The sequence below is a fragment of the Streptomyces sp. TS71-3 genome, assembly GCF_018327685.1.
Taxonomy (GTDB): domain Bacteria; phylum Actinomycetota; class Actinomycetes; order Streptomycetales; family Streptomycetaceae; genus Streptomyces.
The window spans coordinates 1782954-1807721 of sequence record NZ_BNEL01000001.1; the positions used below are offsets into that span (position 1 = coordinate 1782954).

Below are 24768 nucleotides of genomic sequence, written 5' to 3' on the forward strand. Positions count from 1 at the left end.
GCCGCGACACCCGGCTCGTGCCCCGCTCTCCGCCGGGCGTGCACCTACTCGTACCTTACGCCGATTTTGCCCGGCCCTTACGTCAACTTTGCGTAGGCGACTCACCCGGAAGGGTGACTCGGATGCGGCAGCCGCGGGATGATTCGGCCACCCCGATCTGGCCGCCGTGCAGGCCCACCGCCCAGCGCGCGATGGCGAGCCCGAGGCCCGTTCCGCCGTCGCTGCCCGGGCCGTGCGAGGAGCCGGGGCCGCCGTGGCTGCCGCGGTTGAAACGCTCGAAGACCCGGTGCCACTCGGAGCGCGGAATGCCCGGCCCCTCGTCCAGCACCTCAAGGGTCAGCGACTGGGGTCCCTCGCCGCGCCGCGCCCTGACGGTCACCCGGCCGTGCGGCGGGCTGTGCTTGACGGCGTTGTCGATCAGGTTGGCCACCACCTGGTGGATCCGCTCGGGGTCCGCGTGCGCGGTCAGCTCGGGCGGGGAGACGTCCAGGTGCAGATGGACGTCCGTACGGGTGTGGCTGCCGGATCCGGAGGCGATCCCGGCGCGGGAGGTAGCGATCATGTTCGCCTCCTTCAGCACCCCGGACAGGTAGGGCCACACCTCGAAGCGGCGCGCCTTGAGGGGTACGACCCCGTTGTCGAGACGGGACAGGTCGAGCAGCGTCTCGACCAGGCGGCCCAGGCGCTCGGTCTGCTTCAGTGCGGTGCGCATGGTCTCCGGGTCGGCCTCGGAGACGCCGTCCACGACGTTCTCCAGGACGGCCCTGAGCGCGGCGATCGGGGTGCGCAGCTCGTGGGAGACGTTCGCCACCAGCTCCTTGCGCTGCTGGTCCTGCGCCTCCAGGTCGTCGGCCATCCGGTTGATCGTGAACGCCAGGTCGCCCAGCTCGTCGCGCCGGCCGTCGCCGCGCACCCTGCGGGTGTAGTCGCCGTGCGAGATCGCGCGTGCGACGGTGTTCATCTCGTCGAGCGGCGCGGTCAGCGAGTGCGCCACGAACTGGGTGATCAGCAAGGTGGCTATCACCGAGAAGACCGTGATGAAGCGCAGCTCCGTCTGGGTGCGCACGGCGATCATCAGCAGGCCGGTGGTGATGAACACCGAGACGACCACCAGCATGCCGAGCTTGGTCTTCACGGAGAACGGGCGCATCGCGGAGATCCAGCGGAGCACCCTGCGGGTCTCGCGGGCCATGTCGAGGCCGGCGGCGCGCATCGCCCGTGCCCGGGCCTTGTCGGCCTCGCGCGCCCACTGGGCGGCCCGCCGCTCGAGCGCGGCGGGCGGCGGCTCGCTCCGCCCGGCGCGGGTGGTGCCGGCGGCCGCGCGCTCCTGCCGGCGGGTCCGCAGGTGCGCGCGTGCCCGGCTGAGCGTCCGCATACGCGCGCGTGCCCTGCTCCCCAGGCTGCTCCGATCGGTGCCGGGGGCGTCGTCCTGGCCGCTCGTCCTGCTGAGCCCGCTCATCACGCCGTACCGCCGGGACCTCTCATGGGGTGGGTGTCTCCAGGGCGTAGCCCACGCCGTGCACGGTGCGGATCCGCTCGGCACCGATCTTCCGGCGCAGTGCCTTGATGTGGCTGTCGACCGTACGGGTGCCGGAGGCGTCCGCCCAGTCCCACACCTCGGCGAGGAGCTGCTCGCGGGAGAGCACCGCGCGCGGGGTGTTGGCCAGGCACACCAGGAGGTCGAACTCCGTCGGCGTGAGGTGGACGTCCTCGCTGCGCACCCGCACCCGCCGCTGGGCGTGGTCGATCTCCAGCTCGCCGAGCCGGAGGATGCCGCTGCGGGGCGTGGTGGCGGCCAGCGCGGCGCGCTCGACGCGCCGGAGCAGCACGTGCACGCGGGCGGCCAGCTCGCGCATCGAGAACGGCTTCGTCATGTAGTCGTCGGCGCCGACGCCGAGCCCGACGAGCATGTCCGTCTCGTCGTCGCGGGCGGTGAGCATCAGTACCGGCACCGGCCGCTGGGCCTGCACCCGGCGGCACACCTCCAGGCCGTCGAACCCGGGGAGCATGATGTCCAGGATCAGCAGGTCGGGCTGCCAGGCCTCCGCGGTGTCGACGCCCGCCGGTCCGTCGGCCGCCGTCTGCACCAGGAAACCCTCGGCGCGCAGCCGGGCGGAGATGGCCTCGACGATCGTCGGGTCGTCCTCAACGACAAGGACCCGGCGCTGTGCGCCCGTGGCCGCCGTGCTGCCGTTGTGGGAGGTGTGTGTCTGCTCCATCGCCCCGCCCCTGACTATTGCTTCTCGGAATCGTGGGGGTGATTCCACCTGTGCGGTTGACGCTTGAATGATCTGCGCGTCGGTACGCAGCGTACGGAATGAACCGAGCTGCGGCTATCCACGCCCGACTGCGAGGTGCACGACGTCGGGAACGCCCCGGACAACGGGGATCTCTCTGGTGTGCACCCGCTGGAAACCGGCATTTCGCAGGGCCGCTTCGAATTCGGGCGACGGTTGCGCGGACCATACAGCAAGCACGCCGCCGCGCGTCAGCCGGGCCTGGCATGCGGCAAGGCCGGCGGGTGTGTAGAGGCTGTCATTGTCCTCAGTGACGGTCCAGCCCGGGCCGTTGTCGATGTCCAGGCACAGCGCGTCGTAGCGGGCGTCCGACTCCCGTACGTGTGCGAGGAGATCGGCGTGCAGCACCTCGGCGCGGGGGTCGGCCAGGGCAGCGGACGTGAGCGCGGCGAGCGGGGCGCCCGCGGTCTGCGCGGTGGCCCCGACGGGCCGGGCGGGTTCGCCCGTCGCGGTCGCCTCGGCGGTCGCGACGCCCAGGCCGTGCCAGTTGATGACGGCCTCCTCGCGCTCCACCACCGTGATGCGGCCCCAGCGCGGATCGGCCGCGGCGTGTGCGAGCGAGAAGCCGACGCCGAGCCCGCCGATGAGTACGGCGGGTGCGCGGCGTCCGTCGAGTGCGTCCATGGCCGCGTCGACGAGCAGCCGCTCCGAGCGGCCGTCCGAGGTGTCCATCAGGAAGCAGCCGTTGGCGATGATCTGCAACAGCTCGCCCTGCCGCCGCAACACCACCTCGCCGTACGGCCCGTCGCGCCGGTCCAGCACCACGGGGCTGCCGTCACCGTCGAACCGTTGTCCCTGCGAGGGCCTGTCGCCGATGTCGTACGGGGCGTGCATGGATCCATCCTGCCATTGCCGCAGGACCGGCCTGCCGCATGCGCGGCTTCTCAGGGCGGCGACCCCTCGCAACACGGCCTCCCGTAACGCCGATCGCGCGCGTGCCACACCGTGCCGGTGACGGCGGGCGGTCGGTTGCGGCGGTCGGTCAGGTGGCGGGAGGCGACCACACCCAGGGTGTGGTCGTCGTCACGGCATGGAAGCCCAACCGCCGCAGAATGGGCGCGCTGTCGTCGGAGGCGTCCACCTGGAGGTAGCGCACGCCGCGCTCCGCCGCGAGCCGTGCACGCGCGGCCACCAGGGCGCGGTAGATGCCGCGGCCCCGCCACTCGGCGAGCGTCGAACCACCCCACAGGCAGGCGAACTCGGTGCCCGGCCGGAACACCAGCCAGGCTGCCGAGACCACTTCGCCGCCGGCCTCGGCCACCAGGACGGCGATACCGTCCGGCGCCGCGGCGACCCGCCCGATCAGGTCCTCCCCGAGCCAGGCCATGTCCTGGTCCCAGACGGCGCTCTCCATGGCCGCGATGCGGCGCAGGTCGGCGTCGGACGCGACCTCCCGCAGGGTGACGCCGTCCGGTGGCACCGGCTCGGCGGCCATCTCCTCCGTGCTCCCGACGAGCACCGTCTCGCGGTCCTCGGGCGCGAACCCCGCCGCACGCAGCCGGTCGGTGAGGTCGGCGGGCCGGTCGTGGCCGCGGGTCTTCCACTCGACCGCCTCGCCCCGCGCGGCGAAGCGGTCCCGCTGCCGGGCGATCAGGCGGTCCAGGTCGACGCCCTCGACGCCCAGGTCGGCGGGACCTGTCACGAGGCCGCGGTACTGCCCGACGACGCGGGTGAGCGGCCCGTCGCTCTCGGTGTGCACGCCCGCGGGGAGGTTCGGCCCCGCGCCGCGCATCTGCTCGTCGTAGGCGGCAAGAAGCACATCGGTATCGGTCACAGGCGGTACGGAAGTCCACGGAGGGCCGGGACGCAACTGCATTTGGAGCCGCGCGCCGGCTCGTGGCCGTCCTGAGGGGGCTGTCCGGGTCGCGTCCGGCCCACCGCCGGCTGGGTGGTCGTTCGCGCAGTTCCCCGCGCCCCTTGTCCGTGGGGCTGCGCCCCGTGCTGCTCAAGGGACGCGGAGAACTGCGCGACCGCCACGACGACACCGTCAGGTCGCCACCGCCCGAAGGGGCTGGTTCTGTCGCAGCCGGACCAGTGGTGGGTGGTGGTTGCTCGCGCGGGTCCCCGCGCCCCCGCGGGGCGCCGTTGGGCGGGTGCGCCCAGCCGAAGCGGACCCGCAGGCCCCCGAAGACGGCCCGGCCCGCCGCCAGGCGAAATGCCCACACGCCGGACACGCGTGATCGCCCACAGCGAACGCCCCCGGCGCCGGGAACATCTCCGGGCTCACATGCATTGAGCCCACATAGCTCAACTTGACTGCCGAAGGGGAGATCATGGCTGCTGAGTCCGCCGGCGCTGCCACACTGCTGGCCCTACCCGTGCTGCCGCTCGACGACGAGGTCGTGCTGCCCGGGATGGTGGTCCCGCTGGACCTCAACGACAACGAAGTGCGCGCCGCGGTGGAAGCCGCTCAAGCCGCCGCCCGGTCCGAGCCGGGCAAGCCCAAGGTACTGCTGGTGCCCAGAGTGGACGGCGAGTACGCGGGGACGGGTGTGCTCGGCACCGTCGAGCAGGTCGGCCGGCTGGCCGACGGCGACCCCGGGGCGCTGATCCGCGGCCGGGCGCGCGTGAAGATCGGTGCGGGCACGACAGGCCCCGGCGCCGCCCTCTGGGTGGAGGGCACGCGGGTCGACGACGCCGCTCCGGATCCGTTGCCCGGCGGCGTCACCGAACTGATGAAGGAGTACAAGGCCCTCGCCACCGCGTGGCTGCGCAAGCGCGGTGCGTGGCAGATCGTGGACCGCGTCCAGCAGATAGAGGATGTGTCCCAGCTCGCCGACAACTCCGGTTACTCGCCGTTCCTGTCCACGCAGCAGAAGGTGGAGCTCCTGGAGACCGGCGACCCGGTCGCCCGGCTGAAGCTCGCCACGGAGCAGCTCCGCGAGCACCTCGCCGAGCAGGACGTCGCCGAGTCGATCGCCAAGGACGTCCAGGAAGGCGTCGACAAGCAGCAGCGGGAGTTCCTGCTGCGCCGCCAGCTCGAAGCCGTCCGCAAGGAACTGCGCGAGCTGAACGGCGACGGCAGCGAGGACGAGTCCGACGACTACCGCACGCGCGTCGAGGCTGCCGACCTCCCGGAGAAGGTCCGCGAGGCCGCGCTCAAGGAGGTCGAGAAGCTGGAGCGGTCCAGCGACCAGAGCCCGGAGGGCTCCTGGATCCGCACCTGGCTCGACACCGTCCTTGAACTGCCGTGGAACGAGCGCACCGAGGACGCCTACGACATCAGGGGCGCCCAGGAGGTGCTCGACGCCGAGCACGCCGGCCTTCAGGACGTGAAGGAGCGCATCACCGAGTACCTGGCGGTCCGCAAGCGGCGTTCCGACCGGGGCCTCGGCGTGGTCGGCGGGCGCCGCGGAGGTGCCGTGCTCGCGCTGGTCGGCCCGCCCGGCGTCGGCAAGACCTCGCTGGGCGAGTCCGTGGCGCACGCCATGGGCCGCAAGTTCGTCCGCGTCGCGCTCGGCGGAGTCCGGGACGAGGCGGAGATCCGCGGCCACCGGCGCACCTACGTGGGCGCGCTGCCGGGCCGTATCGTCCGCGCCATCAAGGAGGCCGGGTCGATGAACCCGGTGGTCCTGCTGGACGAGGTCGACAAGGTCGGATCCGACTTCCGGGGCGACCCCGCGGCCGCCCTCCTGGAGGTCCTGGACCCGGCGCAGAACCACACGTTCCGGGACCACTACCTGGAGGTCGAGCTGGACCTCAGCGACGTGGTGTTCCTCGCCACGGCGAACGTCCTGGAGGCCATCCCCGAGGCACTGCTCGACCGCATGGAGCTGGTGACGCTCGACGGCTACACGGAGGACGAGAAGGTCGTCATCGCCCGTGACCACCTGCTCCCGCGCCAGCTGGAGCGGGCCGGCCTGAAGACGGACGAGGTGGTGCTGGAGGAGAGCGCGCTGCGCAAGCTCGCCGGCGAGTACACCCGTGAGGCCGGCGTGCGGAACCTGGAGCGCGGCATCGGCCGGCTGCTGCGCAAGGTCGCGGCCCGGCACGAGCTCGACGAGCAGAAGCTGCCGCTGACCGTGACGGACGCCGACCTGCGCGACCTGATCGGCCGCCCGCACCACGTGCCCGAGTCCGCCCAGGACCCGGCCGAGCGCCGCACCGCGGTGCCGGGCGTGGCCACCGGCCTCGCCGTCACCGGCGCGGGTGGCGACGTGCTCTACGTGGAGGCGTCGCTCGCCGACCCGGAGACGGGCGCGGCGGGGCTGACCCTGACCGGACAGCTCGGCGACGTCATGAAGGAGTCCGCGCAGATCGCGCTCTCGTTCCTGCGCTCGCGCGGCGCGGAGCTGGAGTTGCCCGTGGCCGACCTGAAGGAGCGGGGTGTGCACATCCACTTCCCCGCCGGCGCGGTGCCGAAGGACGGCCCGAGCGCGGGCGTCACCATGACGACCGCCCTCGCGTCGCTGCTCAGCGGCCGCCTGGTCCGTACGGATGTGGCGATGACCGGTGAGGTGTCGCTGACCGGACGGGTGCTGCCCATCGGCGGCGTGAAGCAGAAGCTGCTCGCGGCGCACCGGGCGGGCATCACGACGGTCGTGATCCCGAAGCGGAACGAGCCCGACCTGGACGACGTCCCCGCCGAGGTGCTGGAGAAGCTCGACGTGCACACCGTCACGGACGTCCGCCAGGTGCTGGAGCTCGCGCTGTCGCCCGCGATGAGCGACGCGGCGGAGCAGCTGCCACTGGCCGCGTGACGGCCTCGGCCGCCTGACGGCCCGACGGCCCTACGGCACGGGTGGTGCCCGTGGCACACCCGGTGGCCGGTTCCCCTTGGGAGCCGGCCACCGGGCCGCTCCGGAGCGTGATGGCCGCTCAGCCGTTGGCGAGCGCCTTGACGCGGTCCAGCGTGCCGTTGAAGTGGTCGTGGTCGCCGACCGTGGGCCCCGTCGACGTGTACTGCCAGACGGTGTAGGTGCCCCAGCCCGCGGGGAGCGTGCCCACGCTGCTCGCGTAGCGGGCGATCGCCAACGGGTCGCTGGAGCCGAACGCCTTGGAGTTGCCGGTGCAGTCGCTCCACCAGCTCGTCGCGGTGTAGATCACGGCGTACCGGCCGGTGAGCGAGCGGTAGGTGTTGACGAAGTCGCGGATCCAGCTGACCATCCCGGCGTCGCTCAGGCCGTAGCAGGAGGCCCCGTAGGGGTTCCACTCGATGTCCAGCATGCCCGGCAGCGTCCTGCCGTCCTTCGACCAGCCGCCTCCGTGCGCGGCGAAGTACTTCGCCTGCGAGGCGCCGCTGGAGGTGTCGGGCGTGGCGAAGTGGTACGCGCCGCGGATCATGCCGATGTTGTACGAGCCGTTGTACTGCTGCGCGAAGTCCTCGTTCTGGTAGCTGGTGCTCTCGGTGGCCTTCACGTAGGCCCACTTCACACCGCTGTTCCAGAGGGTCCCCCAGTTGACGCTGTTCTGGTGACCGCTGACGTCCACGCCCTCGGTCTGCCCGGCACGCGGCAGCGGCGACGACGGCTGCCGGCCGTCGTGGGCGACGACGCCCATGCCGAGGTAGGCGGTGCCGCGCTCGGGGGCCTCGGCGGTGCGGGGCGCGGCCTGGGCCGTCGTGGGCAGGGCGAGCAGCAGGGTGAGCGCGGCGAGGAGGGTGCCGGACACGGCGAGGGGCGAGCGGCGGGGCGTTCTTGAACTGCGCACGGACATCACGTGCCTCCGAGTGCCTGGGGAACCCGCTGGCCGGGAAGGGTCGACGAGAACCCGGGGTGGGGGAGTCTGAGGGCTTCTTCCGGTGACCGTCAGGGGGCGGGATCGGGGGTGGGGGGATCCGCGGAGGGAGGGCAACGGTGGACGGGCCGCGCCGACGCTTGTCGGTTACCTGGCTTGTCGGTTACATGCCACGTTAGTGACTCTATGCACGTAGACCCCAGGGGGGAAGGGGGGTGGGAGACCATCGTCGGCCCACGCCTGGGCGATACTGGCCGAGCTGCGGCGAAGATCGTGCCTCGTGGGAACTTTGAACGGCTGGAACGCCGATAACCGTTAAAGACACTGAGAACGCCGAAAGATACTGAGATCACCGAGAGCGCCGAGAGCGTTGGGAACAGCGAGAAGCCGAGAAGCCGGGGAGCTGAGCAGCAGGCGAGGCCGAGGCGCCGGGAGCCCCGAGAACCACCGAGATCACCGAGATCACTGAGAACGCCGAGATCACCGAGATCACCGAGATCACCGAGAACGCCGAGATCACCGAGAACGCCGTGAACAGCGAGAAACGCGGAATGCAGGGCATGGGTGCTGACGTGCACAGGAACCGGAACGACGAGCGGCGTGCCGCCGAGGCCGGGGTGTCGGAAGGCGAGATGGACGCGGAATTCCTCGCTCTCGAAAGGGAGCTGACGGTATTCCTGCGCCGGGCCCGCGCCTCCTCGGGCGAGATGGCCCGTGCCGTCCACCCGGACCTGGAGCCCGCTGCGTACGGGCTGCTGGTCTGCCTTGAGGAGGGCGGGCAGCGGGCCACGGACCTCGCCGGCTACATCGGCGTCGGCAAGGCCACCATGAGCCGCCAGCTCCGCGCCCTGGAGGCGCTCGGCTTCGTCGCCCGCGAGCCCGATCCGGACGACGGGCGCGCGTGGCAGATCCACCTCACCGAACGGGGCCGTGACCGCCTGCGCACCGTCCGCAATGCCCGCCGAGCGCTCTACGTGGACCGGCTCGCGGACTGGAACCGCAGCGAGGTGGCTGAGCTGGCGAGGTTGTTGCACCAGCTCAACGAGGCGGCCGGGGCCGAGGAGTAGCGCGCCCCGGGGTGCGGGGTTTGCGGGGTCGCGGTTCGCCGGGCGGTGGGGTTTCACCCGGCGGTGGGCCGGGCCGGTTGAGGGTGCCGCCTTGGGCGGTGGGCGGGCTGCGGGTGTGTTGTGGTTGCTCGCTCCCCCACTGCCTTGAAGGCGTGGGAGGTACCCCCATCCCCGCGCCCCTTGCGGGGTGCAGCCCTGCCGGGTGGTGGGCGGGGCCGGGGTTGCGTGGGTTCGACTCGTGGTCTGCTGCGGGTTCGCCGTGGTTGCTCGCGCAGTTCCTCGCGCCCCTTTCGGGGCGCGGCCGCACCGGAAAGGGGCCGGGGCGGACCCCTTACAGCTCCGCGTAGATCACCGACGCGTCGTCGTGGGTCTTGCTGCGGCGCAGGAAGACGCGGTCGGTGTCGGCTCGTTCCAGGGCGCGTACCCGGTCGACCAGGGCCTGCGGGCCCTCCTTGCGGAGCAGGGCCAGGGAGTCCGCCCAGTCGCCCTCGTGGAACTTCTCCACCCAGCGGGTCGCGCCGTCCGTGAGTGCGGCCACCGCCTGGACCTCCGAGCGCGGCCGGACGCCGGCCACCGCGCGTGAGGCGACCTCCGGGTCGGCGGCCGCGGTGAAGAAGCCGCCCTCCTTGTTGCGCAACGTGGCATCGGTGACGGTCTCCGTGGCGAGCGCGCGGCGCGGGAGGCGGTGCAGGCGGTCGTCCAGCACCGGGACCACCCCGCCGTCCGCCTCCACGACCAGCAACACCGAGTCGGACAGCACGAGATGCTCGACCTGGTCGTCGTCCCAGCGGGCCAGGACGACGGTTGCCTGAGGGGTGCGCGGGTGAGAAAGGTCACAGGTGGTGCGGTGGGCATCCGCGGTGCGCAGGATTGCCGCGGAGAGCACCTCGCGCAGGGCCATGTCACGGTGTGAAACGGACAGTTCACCCAGCGCTCCGCCGAGCCTGGCGGTGAACCAATGGACGGAATGCAGACAACCGTCGTCGCCCTGCGGCGGGGTGACACCGTCCAGCAGCACCAGCACTCCGCCCCTTCCGGAGGCCGGAAGTGCAACCGATGCATAGTCCTCGTTGGGTCGTGCGGGGTCGCCCGGGACGGTGGCGAGTTCGATGCGCATTCGGCCAGTCTGCACGAGGTGCCCGCAATGGGCCGCGCGGGCGCCGCGGGACGCCGTAACGTGGTCTGTACCTGCAGGTCAGCCGCCGGGTTTGGGGTGGATTGATCAAGGTCGGCGAGGCGTGGCGGGGCATCTTGCCAAAGCGTGTGGCCCACGTCCAACCGACACACTGAACACGCCCCCTGTTCAATGACTTTGGAACTTGCCGCTGGCCCTGCACCGATGTTCACTCCTTTGAGTGGCGGGTAGGGCGATGTGCGTCCGCGTCTCACGGGCACTGGGATGGTCGGGAGCCGAACCCGGAGACGCTCGTGTTGACGGATCGTCACCCGGGTCCATGGGCAGACGGATCAAGATTGCGAGCACCGGTGCAGATGAATCGGCCGCGGCGCGAGGGCAGGCAGCAGACGGTCTCGGAGGAGACCACGCGCGGCCTGGCACCGAGCGGCCCCTCCGGAACAGCCGGCGGGGGCGGGGACGTCAGGGGCGGCACGGGTGTCGTGGAGGGCACGGGTGCCGTGGACCACGCGGGCGGTGCGGGTGCTCCCGCCGGGATGATCCCGCGGCCGCAGGGCGGGTACGTCCCCTATGCGGATGGCACCACCCATGCGGACGCCACCACCCATGCCGATGCCACCACCGGTCCGTCCGCGGAAGCCACGGGTGCGGCGGTCGCCGGAGGTACGAGCCTGGCCGAGCAGGCCCACGGCTCACCGAACCGCACGCCGAACCCCGCCGTGCGCGGCGCGCGCCAGGCGGTACGTGCCCAGGGCGCCGCGCAGGCCACCGCCACGGTCCCGCCTTCCGCCCCCGGCACGGCGTCCCCGGTCTCCGCCCCCGGCACGGCGTCCCCCGCCGGCGCGGCCCCGGCCCCCGCGACCGTCGAGCCGGACACGACTTCCGCCACCGCGCCCCCCGCCACCGCCGAACCCGCTCCCGGCGCGCCGACCCCGCCGGCCACCGGCACCGCCGCCGGCAAGCCGACCCCCCCTGCCGGCAAGGGCCGCCGCAGCCGGGTGCGCAGCCGGCTCATCGTCGCCGTCGCCGTGGTGGCCGCCACGACCGCCGCGGCGAGCGCCCCCGCGCTCGTGGCCGCCTGCGCGAACGTGAGCGACTCGCAGGCCCTCGTGAGCGACGCGGAGCGGACCCGGCAGGCGCTCAGCCTGGCCCACTCCCTCGCCGACGAGCGCGACGAGGCCACCGCCTACGTCGCCGCAGGCCGGCCCGAGGACGGGGCGCCCTCCGCCGAGGACCGCGCAGCCGTCGACCGCGGTATCGCCGAACTCCGCACCGACGCGACGGCCGGCCTCCGCCACGACCTCGGCCGGATCGCGGACGCCCGCAAGGCGGCGCTCACCGGCAAGAGCAGCGCCCTGCACACCCACGAGGCGTACGCCGCCGTCATCCTGAGCCTGCACCGGCTCGCCGAGGACCTGGCGGACCGCACCCCGCCCCGTGCCGGCACCGGCGCGCACGCCCTCGCCGACCTGGACCGCGCGGTCGAGCAGGCCGAGGCCACCCGCGGCCTGCTGCTCGCCGCGCTCGCCGTGCCCGGCGGGACCACCACCGTCATCGACCCGATCACCGGGCTGCCCCAGACGGTGCCCGACGAGTCGTCCTCCGCGTCCGCGCACCGCGCCGAGCTCAGCGCCGCCGCACAGCAGGCACGGCTGCGGGAGCAGTCCGCGTTCGCCGACTTCCGCGACGGCGCGCCCGCCGCCTACCGGACCGCGTACGACTCCACCGTCTCGGGCCCCGACGTGAGCACCGCGGAGAGCGACCTCGCCCGGCTCACCGACCAGCCCACGCTGTCCGCGGACGACCTCGACACCGACTCCGGGAAGCTGGGGAACGCCCTCACCTCGCGCATCGACATGATGCGCGGCGCCGAGGCGTCGCTGAACACGACCCGCGCCAAGGAACTCGCCGCGCTCCGCGACGACGACGTCACCGCGCTGGAGATCCGGGCGGCGCTGGCAGGTGCCTGCCTGCTGGCCGCCGTCGGCGTCACCATGGCCATGGCCAGGGGCCTGACCCGGCCGCTCGCCGTGCTGCGCATCGGCTCGGCCCGGCTCGCCACGGCTCCGGAGGCCGAGGAGCCGATCCGCTTCACCGGCCGCAACGACGAGTTCGCGCAGGTCGTACGGTCCGTCAACGCCCTGCACGCGCACGCCCTCGACCTGCACCGGCGGGTGCGCGGCGGCGCCGGCGCGAACGGCGCGCCGGCCGCCGCGGGTACGGCGCCCGAGGCGCGGCTCATATCCGGTTCCGGGGACCCCACGGCAGACGGCATCCGGGCAGGCGGCATCCGGGCGGACGGCATCCGGGCGGACGGCACCGCCGCGGGCCGCGCCGCCGTACGCAGCGCCCTGGACGCCGCCGCTGCCGGTCTCGACCAGGCCCGCCGGGCCCCGGGTGCCGGCCAGAGCACCTTCGTCCACCTCGCCCTGCGCACCCTCGGCCTCGTCGAGCGGCAACTCGCCGTCATCGAGAAGCTGGAGGAGCAGGAGGACGACCCCGACCGGCTCGCCACGCTCTTCCGGCTCGACCACTTCGCCACCCTGATGCGGCGGCACAGCGAGAACCTCCTGGTACTCGCCGGTGCCGACCACGGCCACCAGCACCACGAGCCCGTGCCGCTGGTCGACGTCGTACGCGCCGCGGTCAGCGAGACCGAGCGCTACGAGCGCATACGCATCGCCTCGCTCCCGGCGCACGCGCACGTCGTCGGGTTCGCCGCGGACGACCTCAGCCATCTGCTCGCCGAGCTGATGGAGAACGCCACGGCGTGCTCCCCTCCGGACGCCCCCGTCGAGCTCTCGGGGTGGCTGCTGGAGAGCGGGGACATGATGCTCTCCGTCGTCGACGAGGGCATCGGCATGTCACCCGAGCGGCTCGACGAGACCAACGCCCGGCTGGCCCGGCCGGAGGCGGACGACGGGGCCGGCCCCGACGCGTTCGGCGCCCCCGCTTCCGCCGGCACGAACGGACCCTCCGCGAACGGACCCTCCGCGAACGGCCCGTCCGTGAACGGCACTTCTGCGCACGGCCTTTCCGCGAACGGCACCGCCGCGGACGGAACCGCCGCGGACGAGGCGTCCGGGTCGGGACTCGGCCTCTACGTGGTGGCCCGGCTCGCGGCCCGGCACGGCGTGCGGGTACGGCTGCGGGACCAGAAGCGCGGCGGCATCGCGGCCGTCGTCGTGCTGCCCGCACAGATGCTCGCGGAGGCCGGCACGAGCGTGGCCGGGCCCCCGCGGGAGGTCCGCCTGCTGGGCGGCGGTCCCGCTGTCCGGCTGCCCGGCGCGTCGGCCGAGGTCAACTCCAACGTGCTGCCCGGCAGGGGCAGCGGGGGCGACCCCGGCGCGGACCCGCTGATCGCCGCCGCCGAGGCGGCCCTGCGCGCCGCTCCCGATTCCGGCGGCCACGCGCAGGCACCCGCACCGGCCGAGGCCCACGCCCCGGCCGGCGTCCACTTCCCGGCAGGGCCGCCCACCCCGGCGAGCAGGCCGGCCCCGGCCCAGGAGCCCGCCCCGAACCCGTACGCCATCGGGCCCGACACGCACGAACGCACCCGTGACGCGGGGCAGGACCGTCCGGCGACCCTGCCCGGCGGCCCCACGCGGGACTCCGGCGCCTGGGAGCGGGTGACGGACAAGGGCCTGCCGAAGCGGACCCCCAGGGTCTCCTCGGCGCGCGGGGTGCCCGCCCCGCGTACCGGCGCGGTCGACGCCGGGGAACTGCGCCGCAGACTGGGCGCCTTCCAGCAGGGCGCCAGAAACGGCCTGCGGGACGCCGAGGCGGAACTCGCCGCCGGCCATGACGGACAGCACGACCGGCAAGGACAGCACGACCAGCAGGGACAGCACGGCCAGCAAGGACAGCAGCGCGGCACCGCCCGCGGCACCGGACAGCACCAGCACCACACATCGGCACGCGCGGCCCAACCACCCGCGGAAGTCAAGGGGGACACGGTCGAGGAGGCAAGCAGTTGACTGCGCCCAGCACCTATGGACTGAGTACCGAGGCACGCAATCTGCAGTGGCTGCTGGCCAATCTCGTGGAGGAGGTGCCCGGACTGCTCTCCGTGGCCGTGGTCTCCTCCGACGGCCTGCTGCTCCTCTCCTCCGATCCGGCGGGAGAGGCCGAGCCCGACACGGGTGACGGCGACGGCGGCGCCGGCGACGGACCCAAGGGATCCTCGGCCGACCTGGCCGCCATCGTCTCCGGCCTCGGCAGTCTCACCGTGGGTGCCTCCCGCCTCATGGACGGCGGCAAGGTGAAGCAGACCGTGGTCACCATGCACGAGGGCAGCCTCTGCGTGATGTCGATCAGCGACGGCTCGCTGCTCGGGGTGCACGCCACCCCGGACACCGACATGAGCATCGTCGCCTACCACATGGCGTTCTTCGTCGGCCGCGCCGGGCACGTCCTCACCCCCGAACTCCGCAGCGAGCTGCGGCAGTCCATGGAGGAGCGGGCCCAGGCGGCGGGCGGCGGCGACCGGCCGCGGCTCGCCGTGCGCGAGGGCCGGGGCGGCGCGGCGCCCGCGGGCAGGACGACGGGAGGCGGCCAGTGAACCACCCGAAGCTGCCCCGGCGCGACGCCGAGGCCAAGCCCGCGCGCGTGCGCCCGTACTCCCTCACCGGCGGCCGCACCCGCTTCGGGCACGTGCTGCTCGTCGAGACGTTCGTGGCCGCCATCGAGGCCCCGGAGGAGCGCCTCGAACTGACGAACCGTGCCGCGGCCCGGGTCATGCCCGAGATGCGGGCCATCGTCGAACTGTGCCGCCGCATGCGGACGGTGGCCGAGATCGCCGCGCTGCTGAGGATGCCGCTCGGCGTGGTCCGCGTGCTGCTGAGCGACCTCGCGGACCAGGGAAAGATCCGCGTGTACGGAACCGGTCACGGCCCCGGACAGCCGGACCGGGCACTGCTGGAAAGGGTGCTGAGTGGACTCCGCCGTCTCTGACGACACTGAACGGCCCGGCGGCGACGGCGCCCCGGGCACCGGCGGCTTCTTCGGGGGCGCGGCGCCCGGCGCGGGCGCCGGCGGCGCCGGGCGGGAAGAGGCGCTGCAACCCTGGCAGATGGACCGCAGCCGGGCGCCGATCGCCACCAAGATCGTGGTGGCCGGCGGCTTCGGCGTCGGCAAGACGACGCTGGTCAACACGGTCTCGGAGATCGAGCCGCTGCTCACCGAGGCGCTGATGACCGAGGCCAGCGAGGAGACCGACGACCTCTCCGCCACGCCGGGCAAGTCCACCACGACGGTCGCCATGGACTTCGGCCGCATCACGCTCGACGACGACCTGGTGCTGTACCTCTTCGGCACGCCGGGCCAGCAGCGCTTCTGGTTCATGTGGGACGACCTGATCAGGGGCGCGATCGGCGCCGTTGTCCTGGCGGACACGCGCAGGCTGCCCGACTGCTTCCCCGTGCTCGACTACTTCGACGGCTGCGGCCTGCCGTACGTGGTCGCCGTGAACCACTTCGACGGTACGGAGAAGTTCGCCCCCGAGGACGTCCGCGAGGCCCTGACGGTGCCCGCCGACATCCCCGTGCTCGTCATGGACGCCCGGCTGCGGATCCCCGTGGTCGACACCCTGCTGGCCCTCGTCGGCCACGCCTTGGACGTCACCCCCGCCTAGGGCCTTGTGGAGCCCGGCCGTACGGTGACCCCGCGGGTCGGCGCCCCACCCGTCCCATGACACCCGCGGGTCCCCAACACCCGTACCCGCCTGACACCTTCACCCCTCCGCCGTCGCACGCCCCCACCGTCCGCACCCTCCAAACCCCCCGAACCCTTCAACATCCGCACCGTCCTCCAGCATCCGTCCCCCGAACTGCCGTCAGGAGAAGAGCCGTATGCGGAAGGTACTCGTCGTGGGAGCCGGGCAGTCCGGGCTCCAACTCGCCCTGGGACTCCAGGCGCACGGCTACGAGGTCACCGTGATGTCCAACCGCACCGCGGACGAGGTCCGCGTCGGGCGGGTGATGTCCACCCAGTGCATGTTCCACACGGCGCTCCAGCACGAGCGGGACCTCGGGCTCGGCTTCTGGGAGGACCAGGCGCCGCGGATGGAGGGCCTCGGCGTCTCGGTCGCGGGCCCGCCGGACGGGCCGACGCGCGTCATCGACTGGCTGGGCCGCCTCGACGGCTACGCGCAGTCCGTGGACCAGCGGGTGAAGATGGCCGGCTGGATGGAGACCTTCGCCGAGCGCGGCGGTCAGCTCGTCATCCACGGCGCCTCCGTCTCCGACCTGGACTACTTCACCCGCGCGTACGACCTGGTGCTGGTCTCCGCGGGCAAGGGCGAGCTGGTCTCCATGTTCGCCCGGGACGCGGCGCGGTCCCCGTACAGAGAGCCGCAGCGCGCCCTCGCGGTCGCCTACGTGCACGGTCTAGGGCCCCGCCCGGAGCACCCGGAGACGGAGGCGGTGCGCTGCAACCTGGTGCCGGGCGTGGGCGAGCTGTTCGTCATGCCGACGCTGACCACCTCCGGGCGCGCCGACATCCTCTTCTGGGAGGGCATCCCCGGCGGCCCGCTGGACGTCTTCCGGGACGTCAGGGACCCCTCGGAGCACCTCTCGCTCACCCTTGAGCTGATGGAGAGGTACGTGCCCTGGGAGTACGCGCGGGCCACCAAGGTGGAGCTCACGGACGCGGGAGGCACCCTCGCGGGCCGGTACGCGCCCACGGTCCGCCACGCCGTCGGGCACCTGCCCGGCGGGGGCGCGGTGCTCGGCGCGGCCGACGTCGTGGTGGCCAACGACCCGATCACCGGCCAGGGCTCCAACTCCGCGGCCAAGTGCGCGGCGGCCTACCTGGACGCGATCCTGGCCCGGGGCGAGGGCGCGTTCGACGAGGCGTGGATGCAGGCGACCTTCGACCGCTACTGGGACACCGCGCGGCACGTCACCAAGTGGACCAACGCGATGCTGGCGCCGCCGCCGGAGCACGTCCTCAACCTGATAGGGGCGGCCGGCCAGATCCCCGCGGTCGCGGACCGCATCGCCAACGGCTTCAACGACCCGGCCGACTTCGAGCAGTTCTTCTACGAGCCGGAGAAGGCGGAGGCGTACCTGGCGGAGGCTGCTGGCTGATGGCGCCCGGAGGGTCACCCCGGACGGCGTGCTCAGCCGCCCAGCGGGGGCTCCTCCGGGTCCGGGCGCACGGCTCCGAGCACCGGGTCGACGTCGACCGGTGAGACCTTGACGTGGTCGCCGGGCCGTGGTGCCTGCACCACCATGTCGTCGCCGAGGTAGAGGCCGACGTGTGACGCGCTCGGGTAGTACACCACCAGGTCTCCGGGGCGCAGCCGGTCCATCGGCACCCGGTGGAGCCCGCGCCACTGCCCCTGGCTGGTGCGCGGGATGCGGCGGCCCGCGTGCGCCCACGCCGCGGAGGTGAGCCCCGAGCAGTCGAACCCGCTCGGGCCCGTCGCCCCCCACACGTAGGGCTTGCCGACCTGCTTCATGGCGTAGCGGACGGCCGCGCTGCCGCCGCGCGACGGCAGCCGGCTGCCGTGCAGCACCGAGGAGAGCAGCGAGTCCACGTCGTTCCTGCGGCCCGGCCGGTCGGTGCGGCGGCCGGCGCCGTGCCGGCCGGCACCCAGTGCGGCGAGCCGGCGTTCCACCTCGCGGAGCCGGCCCTGCACGGTGTCGTGCTCCCTGCGCTGCTGCCTGGCGAGCCGCTCCTGCTGGTCGAGGGCGCGGCGCGCGGTGAGCGCGAGCGCCCGGCTGCGCCGCTCGTCGCCGGTGATCCGGTGCAGCGCGGAGGCGCGGGCGGCGGACATCCGCTGGAGCATGTGGCCCTGGTCCAGGGCGTGCTGGGGGTCCGGTGCGAGCAGCAGGCGAACGTAAGGGGAGATGTCGGAGCTGCCCTGGTACTGGAGCCTGGCCAGGCGGCCCAGGGCGACCCTGCTGCGGTGCAGGGCGTGCTGGGCGTGCGCCAGCCGCCTGTCGAGCCCTCTGACCGTGGCCCGCTGCCGGTCCAGGCTGCGCTGGGCGGCGCGGTAGGAGCCGGTGGTCTGCTCGGCCTGCCGGTAGAGCCGCTGAAGGTCGGTCAGCAGTACGTCCACGGACTGCTCGCCCGGCCCCGGGGCGTCCGGCGCGCCGCCCGGGCGGCGCTCGACGGCGGCGGCCTCCTGGCCGCCGGCAGCGGGGCCGGGCGACATGGGCGGCCGCGCGGGCAGCGCGTCCGCGGTCCCGGTCGCGACGAGTGTGCCGGCCGCGACCGCGGCCGTACAGAACCCCCGCACCAGCCTGCCCGTCATCTTGGGTCACCTCCGCTGCGGCGGACGGCGATTCCGCCCGCACCGCACGTACATGTCCCGAGCCACGGGCAGGACGCTCACCTGTGCTGGTCGATTCGGCCCAAGGATTCCACTCGTACAGGGGGCTGCGACGGTGCGAGACGGGGGCCTGGTACCCCGTCAGGACCAGGCGCGGGGTTGGTCGGCACGAGACGGAGGGTCTTGGCGCTCCGTCAGGGGCGCGGGGAACTGGGCGAGCAACCCGCTCCGGCGGGTGGTCGGCCGCGAGACAGCAAGTGGCAATGGCGCCTCGTCGGGGGCGCGGGGAACTGCGCGACGCCCCGTGCCGGAGGGTGGTCGGCTACGAGAGAGCAGTGGTATGGCGCTCCGTCGGGGGTGCGGGGAACTGCGCGAGTACCCCGTGCCGGAGGGAGGTCGGCTACGAGAGAGCAGGTGGTATGGCGCTCCGTCAGGGGCGCGGGGAACTGGGCGAGCAACCGCCCCGGCGGGTGGTCGGCCGCGAGACAGCAAGTGGCAATGGCGCCTCGTCGGGGGCGCGGGGAACTGGGCGAGCAACCCGCTCCGGCGGGTGGTCGGCCGCGACAGAGCAAGTGGCATGGCGCTCCGTCAGGAGAGGGGACGTCAGGTGGGCCTCGACCACGGCCATTTGAGGCCCCCGCCCCCGCGGGGCCCCTCCTCGTCGAACTCGTACCGCCACCTCACGCGAACCCCGAGCCGCCCGCGGCTCCCCGCACTCACGCGCCGGTACACGAGCACGGTCGGCGGGCCGCCCGCCTCGTCCGGAACGGGGACGCGGTACGTCTTCGGCGGATGCCCGGTCGGCCCGAGCAGCACGGGCAGCACCCGGCCGTCCAGGGGCCCGCCCACGAAGGGGGTGTCTTCGCTCCTCACGGCTCCAGTGTCACCCGGGACCGGGCGCGCCACCCCGGGGGCCCCGACGCGTTCGGGCGCGGCTCAGGCGAGCAGCCCCGACGACCGCCACATCCGCCGCCCGGCACCGCGCAGCACGCCCACGTCGTCGAGGAAGTCCGTCAGCCGCTTGGCGCCCGTCTGCATGACCTCCCGGCGGTGTCCGCTGGCCCGCACCTGTGCCACGGCCTCCGCGCGGTCGAGGCCGACGTCCGTGTAGACCTTCGGGTTGACGAAGGACAGCGCGAAGACCTGCGCGGACTGGCCGGAGGTGACCCCGACCAGCCGCCGCTGCCACGCGGGCGCGGTCACCATCTGGCGGCGCAGCTCCTCGCGCGCGTACCGCACGTGCCGTGCCTCCTCGACCACGTGGATCCGCGTCACGCCCCGCACCAGCGGCTGCACCCGCTCGTCGGGGAATGTCAGGCGCTGCATCCAGTCAAGGATCTCCTCGCCCAGCAGGGTGCTGGCGAAGGAACCCGGGGTCGTCGAGATCGTCTTCATCACCCGGGCCATGTTGTGGTGCAGCCGGGTGACCGCGTACGTGGGCGTGCCGCTCGTCCGTATCAGCCGGGCGAACATCTTCGAGTGCCGGGTCTCGTCGCCGATCTCCGTGAGGGCGTACTGCACATGGGCGCTGGTCACGGGCATGTCGTAGATGTGGCGCACCAGGAGCTGCATCAGGATGATCTCGAACCAGATGCCGAGCGAGGCGAGCGAGGCGGCCTCGTGCCGGGCGAGGTCCATCCGCTGTTCCTCGGGCATCCGGCGCCACAGCGGGGTGTCGTAGAGCGAGACCAGCTCCGGCGGCCAGAACCACTTGTCCGGGGCCGGCGGGGCGTCCCAGTCGAGTTCGGTGTCCGGGTCGAAGGAGTGCTTCACGGAGGCCTCCAGCAACCGTTCGGCCACCTCCTCCCGGTCCTTGAGCAGCCCGAGCGCGTCGCGCAGCACCGCACCGTCGGTCACGACCGTCATTGCCTTCCCCACTTCCTGGTCCGACTGCCGGCGCCACCCGAAGAGGGGTGTTACCGTCGGTCACACCCCATGACATCGCTCCTCGCGGAAGCCGTCAATCCCCTTGGCCAAGGTCCGCGGACGCGGCCGGAGCGGACGGTTCCGCCGCGGACGGCGCGGACACGGCAGGAGCGGGCGCGGACGGCGCCGGAGCGGACGTGCCGGGCGCCGCCGAGGGCGGGAAGGCTGATCGGAGCGTGAAGGCGTGGATCAGCCAGGAGTCGTCGAAGACGGGCACGTCGGTCGCGTCGCCCGAGTCGCTCCGCAACCGCCGGACGAAGCCGTCCGAGCCGTCGGCGACCTCGTTCACGGGGCCCACCGCGGCCGCGAAGTCCTCCGGCACGGGGGAGTCCAGCGGGGCGCGGAGCCGGGCGATGTTGACCTGTGCGAGCTCGAACTCCCCAGCTGTGGGCGTGGGTTCGGTGGCGTTCGAGTCGAATGAAGACATGAACCGGACGACACATCGGTCGGTGCGCGCCGCCGAGGGCCGTCTCACCTCGCGGGCAGCACCGCCTCCATCACCCGCTTCGCGATCGGCGCGGCCAGCTCGCCCCCGCTGACCTCGGCGCCGGCCGCGGAGGTCGTGTCGCGAACCCGGTGGCTGCCTGCCGCCCCTCCTGCTCGCCCTGCCCCTCCTGCTCCCCCTTCTAGGAGCACCGCCACCGCCACCGTCGGACGCACCGCCCCCGCCGGCTGCGCCCACGCGACGAACCAGGCGTACGGCGGGCCGGAGCCGTGCTCGGCGGTGCCGGTCTTGCCGCCGACCGTCGCGCCGGGGATCGCGGCGCGGGTGCCGGTGCCGTTCGTCACCACGCCGGTCATGAGCTCGCGCAGCCTGAGCGCGGTCAGCGGCCTCATCGCGCGCTGCGGCGGCCGGCTGCCCCAGCCCAGCCGGAGCAGGCCGCCGCCCGCGGTGGTCGCGCGGTCCACCAGGTACGGCGCGCGGAGCACGCCGTCGTCGGCGACCGCCGCGGCGACCATCGCCATCTCCAGCGGGGTCGCCCGGGTGTCGAGCTGCCCGATCGACGAGAGCGCGAGCTGCGCGCCGTCCCCCGGTCTGCCGAACGCGCTCGCGGCGGTCCCGAACGGGATCCGGGGCCCCGGCACGCCGAAGCCGAAGCGGCGGGCGGCCGCGGCCATCCCGGACGTCCCCACCCGGGTGCCGAGCCGGGCGAAGACGGTGTTGCAGGACCAGGTGAACGCGTACCGCAGCGAGGCGTTCGCGCACCCGGGCACCTCGTTCGTGAGCGTGCTCGCCGTGCCCGGCAGGCGGTACGGGTCGGGGGAGCGGGTGGCGGCGTCGACGTCGAGGACCGTGCCCGCGTCGAGCGCCGCGGCCGCCGTCACCACCTTGAACGTCGAACCCGGCGGGTACGTACGGCCGGTCGCGCGGCTCAGCATCGGCTGGTCCGGGTCGTGGCTCAGCCGCCGCCAGGCGCGCTCGGCGCCAGGGCCGTTGCCGGACAGCTCTCCCGGGTCGTACGACGGTGACGACACCAGGGCCAGGATCGCGCCGCTCCTCGGGTCCACGGCGGCCACCGCGCCCCTGCGCCCCGCGAGTTGCCGGAACGCCGCCCGCTGCGCCGCCGGGTCCAGCGTGGTGACGACCCGGCCGCCGGGGCTGCGCGAGAGGGTCAGTTCGTGCCACAGGGGCAGCGGCGCGAGCCGCGGTTCGGTCCCGGACAGCACGGCGTCCTCGGCGCCCTCCAGCAGGCTGGTGCCGTACAGCTGCGACGCGAAGCCGGTCACCGGCGCGTACAACGGCCCGTCCAGGTAGGTGCGTTCGTGGCGGAGCTGCTGGTGGGTGTCCCGCGAACCGGTCACCGGGCGGCCGTCGACGATGATGGCGCCGCGCGGCTGCGCGTACCGGGCGATGGCGGGGCGGCGGTCGGCCGCCCGGTGCTCGTCGGCCCCCGCGCCGACGAGCTGGACCCGGGCCGCGTTCACCAGCAGGGCGATCAGGAGCACCGCGCACAGCGCCGCGGACCGCCGGATGTGCGGGGTCATGGCGCCCCCACCGCCTCCACCCGGCGCCACCGCCCCGCGCCGCCGGCCTGGCGGCGCGCCGCGTCGCCCGCGCGCACCAGCAGCGCCACGATCACCCAGTTGGTGACGACCGACGAGCCGCCCTGGGCGAGGAACGGCATCGCCATGCCGGTCAGCGGGATCAGCCCGGTGACCCCGCCCGCGATCACGAAGACCTGGAGCGCCACGATCGAGGCGAGGCCGACCGACAGCAGCCGCCCGAACCGGTCGCGCAGCGCGAGCGCCGTGCGGAAACCGCGCTCCACCAGCAGCCCGTAGAGCAGGAAGAGCGCGGTGAGGCCCACGAGGCCCAGTTCCTCGCCCGCGGTGGCCAGGATGAAGTCGGACTTCGCGGCGAAGCCGACGAGCGCCGAGTGGCCGAGTCCGAGGCCGGTGCCCGTCAAGCCGCCCGCGTCGAAGGCGAACAGCGACTGCGCGAGCTGGCCGGGCCCCCGTCCCGCGTCGACCGTGGCGAACGGGTGCAGCCACACCTCGATGCGCGCGTGCACGTGCGGTTCGAGGCGGCCCACCGCCCACGCCCCGAGTGCCGCGAGGAGCAGCCCGACCGCGATCCACCCGGTGCGGCCGGTGGCCACGTACAGCAGGATCACGAAGAGCAGGAAGAACAGCAGCGAGGTGCCGAGGTCCCGTTCGAACACCAGGACCGCCACGCTCAGCAGCCAGGCCGCCAGCACCGGCCCGAGGGCGCGCCCGGTCGGCAGCCGGCAGCGCCAGATCCGCCGGCCGGAGTGCGCGAGCGCCGTGCCGTGCGCGGCGAGGTGCCCGGCGAAGAAGACGGCGAGCAGGACCTTGGCGAACTCCGCCGGCTGGAGCGAGAGCCCGCCGAGCCGCACCCAGATCCGGGCGCCGTTGACGGCGGGGAAGAACACCGGGACGGTCATCAGCAGCAGCGCGGTCACCGCGGACAGGTAGGTGTACCGCCGCAGCGTCCGGTGGTCGCGCAGCCCGGCCACGACGGCGATGAACAGCGCGACACCGAGCGCCGACCACACGAGCTGGGCGGGCGCCGCCGGACGGCCAGGGGTCGCCAGGTCCAGCCGGTGGATCAGGACGAGGCCGATGCCGTTGAGCAGCACCGCGGTCGGCAGCAGGAGCGGGTCGGCGCCCGGGGCGCGCAGCCGGACGGCGAGGTGCGCCAGCAGCGCGAGTGCCGCCATGCCCCCGCCGTACCAGGCGATCCCGTCGGGCACCGCACCGCTGGTGGCCAGCTCCACGGCGCAGTAGCCGCAGCCGCACAGGAGCAGGGCGAGCAGGACGAGGGCCAGCTCGGTGCCGCGGGAGGGGCCGGGGAAGGGGGCCGTGGCCGCTCCGGTGGGGAGGACCGCCGTCTCCGCGGGGGCAGCGGCGCTCTCCGCGGGTCCGGCCGGGCCGCGGGGCGCCGCCGGTTCGGGCGAGTGCGCTGGTCGGGTCGTTCCCGTCATGCGGGGAACCTAGCAAGCTCTGCCGTTTATTTCCCGTTTTGATCGGTTATCCGCTAAGGGTGTGGAGGTGGGCGGTCCGGCGCGCCGCGCGTGCGGGTCGGGCGGCACGCTCGCGGGGCGCTGCCGGAGAGGGCCTCAGCACCAGCGCGGCGGGGCACCGATGTTGGCGATGTACCGCGCGGAGCCCCAGGCCCAGGTGCCGTCGGTCAGGACGTACCAGAGGTCGTTCCCGTCGACGTTCTCGCCCCGCGTCTTGCAGTAGATGGGGACGACCGCGTTGTAGGGCTCCGTGCGCACGACCGCGCCGCTGCGGTTGGGGGCGTCGCGCAGCAGCAGTCCGGTGCGGGCCGTGACCCGGCCCCAGTAGGTCTGCTGGCCGGTGGTTTCGGAGCTGCCGGTCGTCGCGGTGGCGGGGCCGGTGGCCGTGAGGGCGGCGAGGGCGCCGCCGGCCAGGGCCGTGGCGAGCCGGAGGGCGGGGAACCGCAGGAACATGGAACCTCCTCGGAGGAACGGGGCGGGGTGGGGTGGGGCGGAGGGAAGGCTCAACTGCCTCTCCTCACCGTAGGTTCGCGTCCCGCGGGGCCGCAGGTCGCGCTGAGCCATCGGGGTGCGGGCCGGGTGGTGCACGGTGCGCGGCCGAGAGCCCCACGGCTCACTGCCGCCGCCCGCGGAGGGGCGTAGACGGTGTTGCCCTGGGCCTCGGGGGGACGGTGATGGTGCTGCCCTGGGCCCTGGCGGGACGGCGATGGTGCTGCCCAGGGCTCCGGCGGGACGGCGACGGTGCTGCCCTGGGCCCCGGCGGGACGTCCGAACTCCGCGCCGGGCGGGGTCCCGTGTCCGCGTGCTGTTGTCCGCCGGGTGCCATGGCTGGTCCCATGGTCATCCGGGGTCCGTCTGGACGGGTGGTGCGGCTGAGAGGCGGGCGCCCGCGGGTTACGGTGCT

General features: G+C 73.7%; 20 protein-coding genes. 7 read left to right on the forward strand and 13 right to left on the reverse strand.

The window, feature by feature from the left end; all coding sequences use genetic code 11:
* Positions 1-82: 82 nt before the first annotated feature.
* The 4 genes from Sm713_RS07365 to Sm713_RS07380 all read right to left on the reverse strand — a co-directional run bounded on the left by Sm713_RS07365 (position 83) and on the right by Sm713_RS07380 (position 4071).
* On the reverse strand, positions 83-1150 hold the full coding sequence (locus Sm713_RS07365) for a HAMP domain-containing sensor histidine kinase (RefSeq protein ID WP_212911846.1): 1068 nt from the start codon (positions 1148-1150) through the stop codon (positions 83-85).
* Positions 1151-1481: 331 nt separating this feature from the next.
* A complete protein-coding gene (locus Sm713_RS07370; RefSeq protein WP_212908845.1) occupies positions 1482-2219 on the reverse strand; it encodes a response regulator transcription factor in 738 nt (245 codons plus the stop codon).
* Positions 2220-2333: 114 nt separating this feature from the next.
* Entirely contained in the window at positions 2334-3131 is a 798-nt protein-coding gene (locus Sm713_RS07375) for a spermidine synthase (RefSeq protein ID WP_249416151.1), read from the reverse strand.
* Between the two features lie 148 nt (positions 3132-3279).
* Complete coding sequence (locus Sm713_RS07380) at positions 3280-4071, reverse strand: GNAT family N-acetyltransferase (protein WP_212908846.1); 792 nt, start codon at positions 4069-4071, stop codon at positions 3280-3282.
* Between the two features lie 499 nt (positions 4072-4570).
* Here Sm713_RS07380 and lon point away from each other — a divergent pair, with 499 nt between their 5' ends.
* Positions 4571-6997 carry an endopeptidase La gene (gene lon / locus Sm713_RS07385; RefSeq protein WP_212908847.1) on the forward strand — a complete coding sequence of 809 codons (2427 nt, stop codon included), beginning with the start codon at positions 4571-4573 and terminating at the stop codon, positions 6995-6997.
* A gap of 118 nt (positions 6998-7115) precedes the next feature.
* Here the strand turns inward: lon and Sm713_RS07390 are convergent, their stop codons facing one another.
* Entirely contained in the window at positions 7116-7952 is an 837-nt protein-coding gene (locus Sm713_RS07390; protein WP_212908848.1) for a lysozyme, read from the reverse strand.
* 653 nt (positions 7953-8605) lie between these two features.
* Between Sm713_RS07390 and Sm713_RS07395 the strand changes: the two genes are divergently transcribed.
* Positions 8606-9040 carry a MarR family winged helix-turn-helix transcriptional regulator gene (locus tag Sm713_RS07395; RefSeq protein ID WP_212911848.1) on the forward strand — a complete coding sequence of 145 codons (435 nt, stop codon included), beginning with the start codon at positions 8606-8608 and terminating at the stop codon, positions 9038-9040.
* Positions 9041-9371: 331 nt separating this feature from the next.
* Here the strand turns inward: Sm713_RS07395 and Sm713_RS07400 are convergent, their stop codons facing one another.
* Positions 9372-10157: a protein phosphatase 2C domain-containing protein gene (locus tag Sm713_RS07400; protein ID WP_212908849.1), complete on the reverse strand. Its 786-nt coding sequence runs from the start codon at positions 10155-10157 to the stop codon at positions 9372-9374.
* Positions 10158-10531: 374 nt separating this feature from the next.
* On the opposite strand from Sm713_RS07400, the gene Sm713_RS07405 reads away from it, so the two are divergent.
* The 5 genes from Sm713_RS07405 (at position 10532) to Sm713_RS07425 (ending at position 17263) form a co-directional block, all read left to right on the forward strand.
* On the forward strand, positions 10532-14152 hold the full coding sequence (locus Sm713_RS07405) for a nitrate- and nitrite sensing domain-containing protein (protein WP_249416532.1): 3621 nt from the start codon (positions 10532-10534) through the stop codon (positions 14150-14152).
* Positions 14149-14736, forward strand: a complete 588-nt coding sequence (locus Sm713_RS07410; RefSeq protein ID WP_212908850.1) for a roadblock/LC7 domain-containing protein — start codon at positions 14149-14151, stop codon at positions 14734-14736. The genes Sm713_RS07405 and Sm713_RS07410 overlap by 4 nt, the downstream gene beginning before the upstream one ends.
* Positions 14733-15128, forward strand: coding sequence for a DUF742 domain-containing protein (locus tag Sm713_RS07415; RefSeq protein WP_249416152.1), 396 nt, complete (start codon positions 14733-14735; stop codon positions 15126-15128). Before Sm713_RS07410 ends, Sm713_RS07415 begins: the two co-directional genes overlap by 4 nt.
* On the forward strand, positions 15109-15807 hold the full coding sequence (locus tag Sm713_RS07420; RefSeq protein ID WP_374195969.1) for an ATP/GTP-binding protein: 699 nt from the start codon (positions 15109-15111) through the stop codon (positions 15805-15807). Before Sm713_RS07415 ends, Sm713_RS07420 begins: the two co-directional genes overlap by 20 nt.
* A 217-nt stretch (positions 15808-16024) precedes the next feature.
* Positions 16025-17263, forward strand: a complete 1239-nt coding sequence (locus Sm713_RS07425; protein WP_212908851.1) for a styrene monooxygenase/indole monooxygenase family protein — start codon at positions 16025-16027, stop codon at positions 17261-17263.
* Positions 17264-17295: 32 nt separating this feature from the next.
* Here Sm713_RS07425 and Sm713_RS07430 read toward each other — a convergent pair whose 3' ends face one another.
* The 7 genes from Sm713_RS07430 to Sm713_RS07460 all read right to left on the reverse strand — a co-directional run bounded on the left by Sm713_RS07430 (position 17296) and on the right by Sm713_RS07460 (position 24317).
* Positions 17296-18435 carry an NlpC/P60 family protein gene (locus Sm713_RS07430; protein ID WP_212908852.1) on the reverse strand — a complete coding sequence of 380 codons (1140 nt, stop codon included), beginning with the start codon at positions 18433-18435 and terminating at the stop codon, positions 17296-17298.
* 621 nt (positions 18436-19056) lie between these two features.
* Positions 19057-19326 (reverse strand): hypothetical protein, encoded by a 270-nt coding sequence (locus tag Sm713_RS07435; protein WP_212908853.1) that lies wholly within the window; start codon positions 19324-19326, stop codon positions 19057-19059.
* Positions 19327-19389: 63 nt separating this feature from the next.
* Positions 19390-20319, reverse strand: coding sequence for a diiron oxygenase (locus tag Sm713_RS07440; RefSeq protein WP_212908854.1), 930 nt, complete (start codon positions 20317-20319; stop codon positions 19390-19392).
* A gap of 94 nt (positions 20320-20413) precedes the next feature.
* Positions 20414-20806, reverse strand: a complete 393-nt coding sequence (locus Sm713_RS41165) for a DUF3291 domain-containing protein (protein WP_212908855.1) — start codon at positions 20804-20806, stop codon at positions 20414-20416.
* 44 nt (positions 20807-20850) lie between these two features.
* Positions 20851-22365, reverse strand: coding sequence for a penicillin-binding transpeptidase domain-containing protein (locus tag Sm713_RS07450; protein ID WP_212908856.1), 1515 nt, complete (start codon positions 22363-22365; stop codon positions 20851-20853).
* Positions 22362-23825, reverse strand: a complete 1464-nt coding sequence (locus Sm713_RS07455) for an FtsW/RodA/SpoVE family cell cycle protein (RefSeq protein ID WP_212908857.1) — start codon at positions 23823-23825, stop codon at positions 22362-22364. Before Sm713_RS07455 ends, Sm713_RS07450 begins: the two co-directional genes overlap by 4 nt.
* Before the next feature lie 135 nt (positions 23826-23960).
* Positions 23961-24317, reverse strand: coding sequence for an SH3 domain-containing protein (locus Sm713_RS07460; RefSeq protein ID WP_212908858.1), 357 nt, complete (start codon positions 24315-24317; stop codon positions 23961-23963).
* Between the last annotated feature and the right edge of the window lie 451 nt (positions 24318-24768).

Excerpts from the sequence above, each read along its gene's own strand:
- Sm713_RS07405 (WP_249416532.1), top strand. The coding sequence starts at position 10,532 with ATGAATCGGCCGCGGCGCGAGGGCAGGCAGCAGACGGTCTCGGAGGAG.
- Sm713_RS07365 (WP_212911846.1), bottom strand. The coding sequence starts at position 1,150 with ATGCGCCCGTTCTCCGTGAAGACCAAGCTCGGCATGCTGGTGGTCGTC.
- Sm713_RS07450 (WP_212908856.1), bottom strand. The coding sequence starts at position 22,365 with ATGACCCCGCACATCCGGCGGTCCGCGGCGCTGTGCGCGGTGCTCCTG.
- Sm713_RS07375 (WP_249416151.1), bottom strand. The coding sequence starts at position 3,131 with ATGCACGCCCCGTACGACATCGGCGACAGGCCCTCGCAGGGACAACGG.
- Sm713_RS07425 (WP_212908851.1), top strand. The coding sequence starts at position 16,025 with ATGCGGAAGGTACTCGTCGTGGGAGCCGGGCAGTCCGGGCTCCAACTC.
- Sm713_RS07370 (WP_212908845.1), bottom strand. The coding sequence starts at position 2,219 with ATGGAGCAGACACACACCTCCCACAACGGCAGCACGGCGGCCACGGGC.
- Sm713_RS07400 (WP_212908849.1), bottom strand. The coding sequence starts at position 10,157 with ATGCGCATCGAACTCGCCACCGTCCCGGGCGACCCCGCACGACCCAAC.
- Sm713_RS07390 (WP_212908848.1), bottom strand. The coding sequence starts at position 7,952 with ATGTCCGTGCGCAGTTCAAGAACGCCCCGCCGCTCGCCCCTCGCCGTG.
- Sm713_RS07460 (WP_212908858.1), bottom strand. The coding sequence starts at position 24,317 with ATGTTCCTGCGGTTCCCCGCCCTCCGGCTCGCCACGGCCCTGGCCGGC.
- Sm713_RS07440 (WP_212908854.1), bottom strand. The coding sequence starts at position 20,319 with ATGACGGTCGTGACCGACGGTGCGGTGCTGCGCGACGCGCTCGGGCTG.
- Sm713_RS41165 (WP_212908855.1), bottom strand. The coding sequence starts at position 20,806 with ATGTCTTCATTCGACTCGAACGCCACCGAACCCACGCCCACAGCTGGG.
- Sm713_RS07430 (WP_212908852.1), bottom strand. The coding sequence starts at position 18,435 with ATGACGGGCAGGCTGGTGCGGGGGTTCTGTACGGCCGCGGTCGCGGCC.
- Sm713_RS07395 (WP_212911848.1), top strand. The coding sequence starts at position 8,606 with ATGGACGCGGAATTCCTCGCTCTCGAAAGGGAGCTGACGGTATTCCTG.
- Sm713_RS07455 (WP_212908857.1), bottom strand. The coding sequence starts at position 23,825 with ATGACGGGAACGACCCGACCAGCGCACTCGCCCGAACCGGCGGCGCCC.
- lon (WP_212908847.1), top strand. The coding sequence starts at position 4,571 with ATGGCTGCTGAGTCCGCCGGCGCTGCCACACTGCTGGCCCTACCCGTG.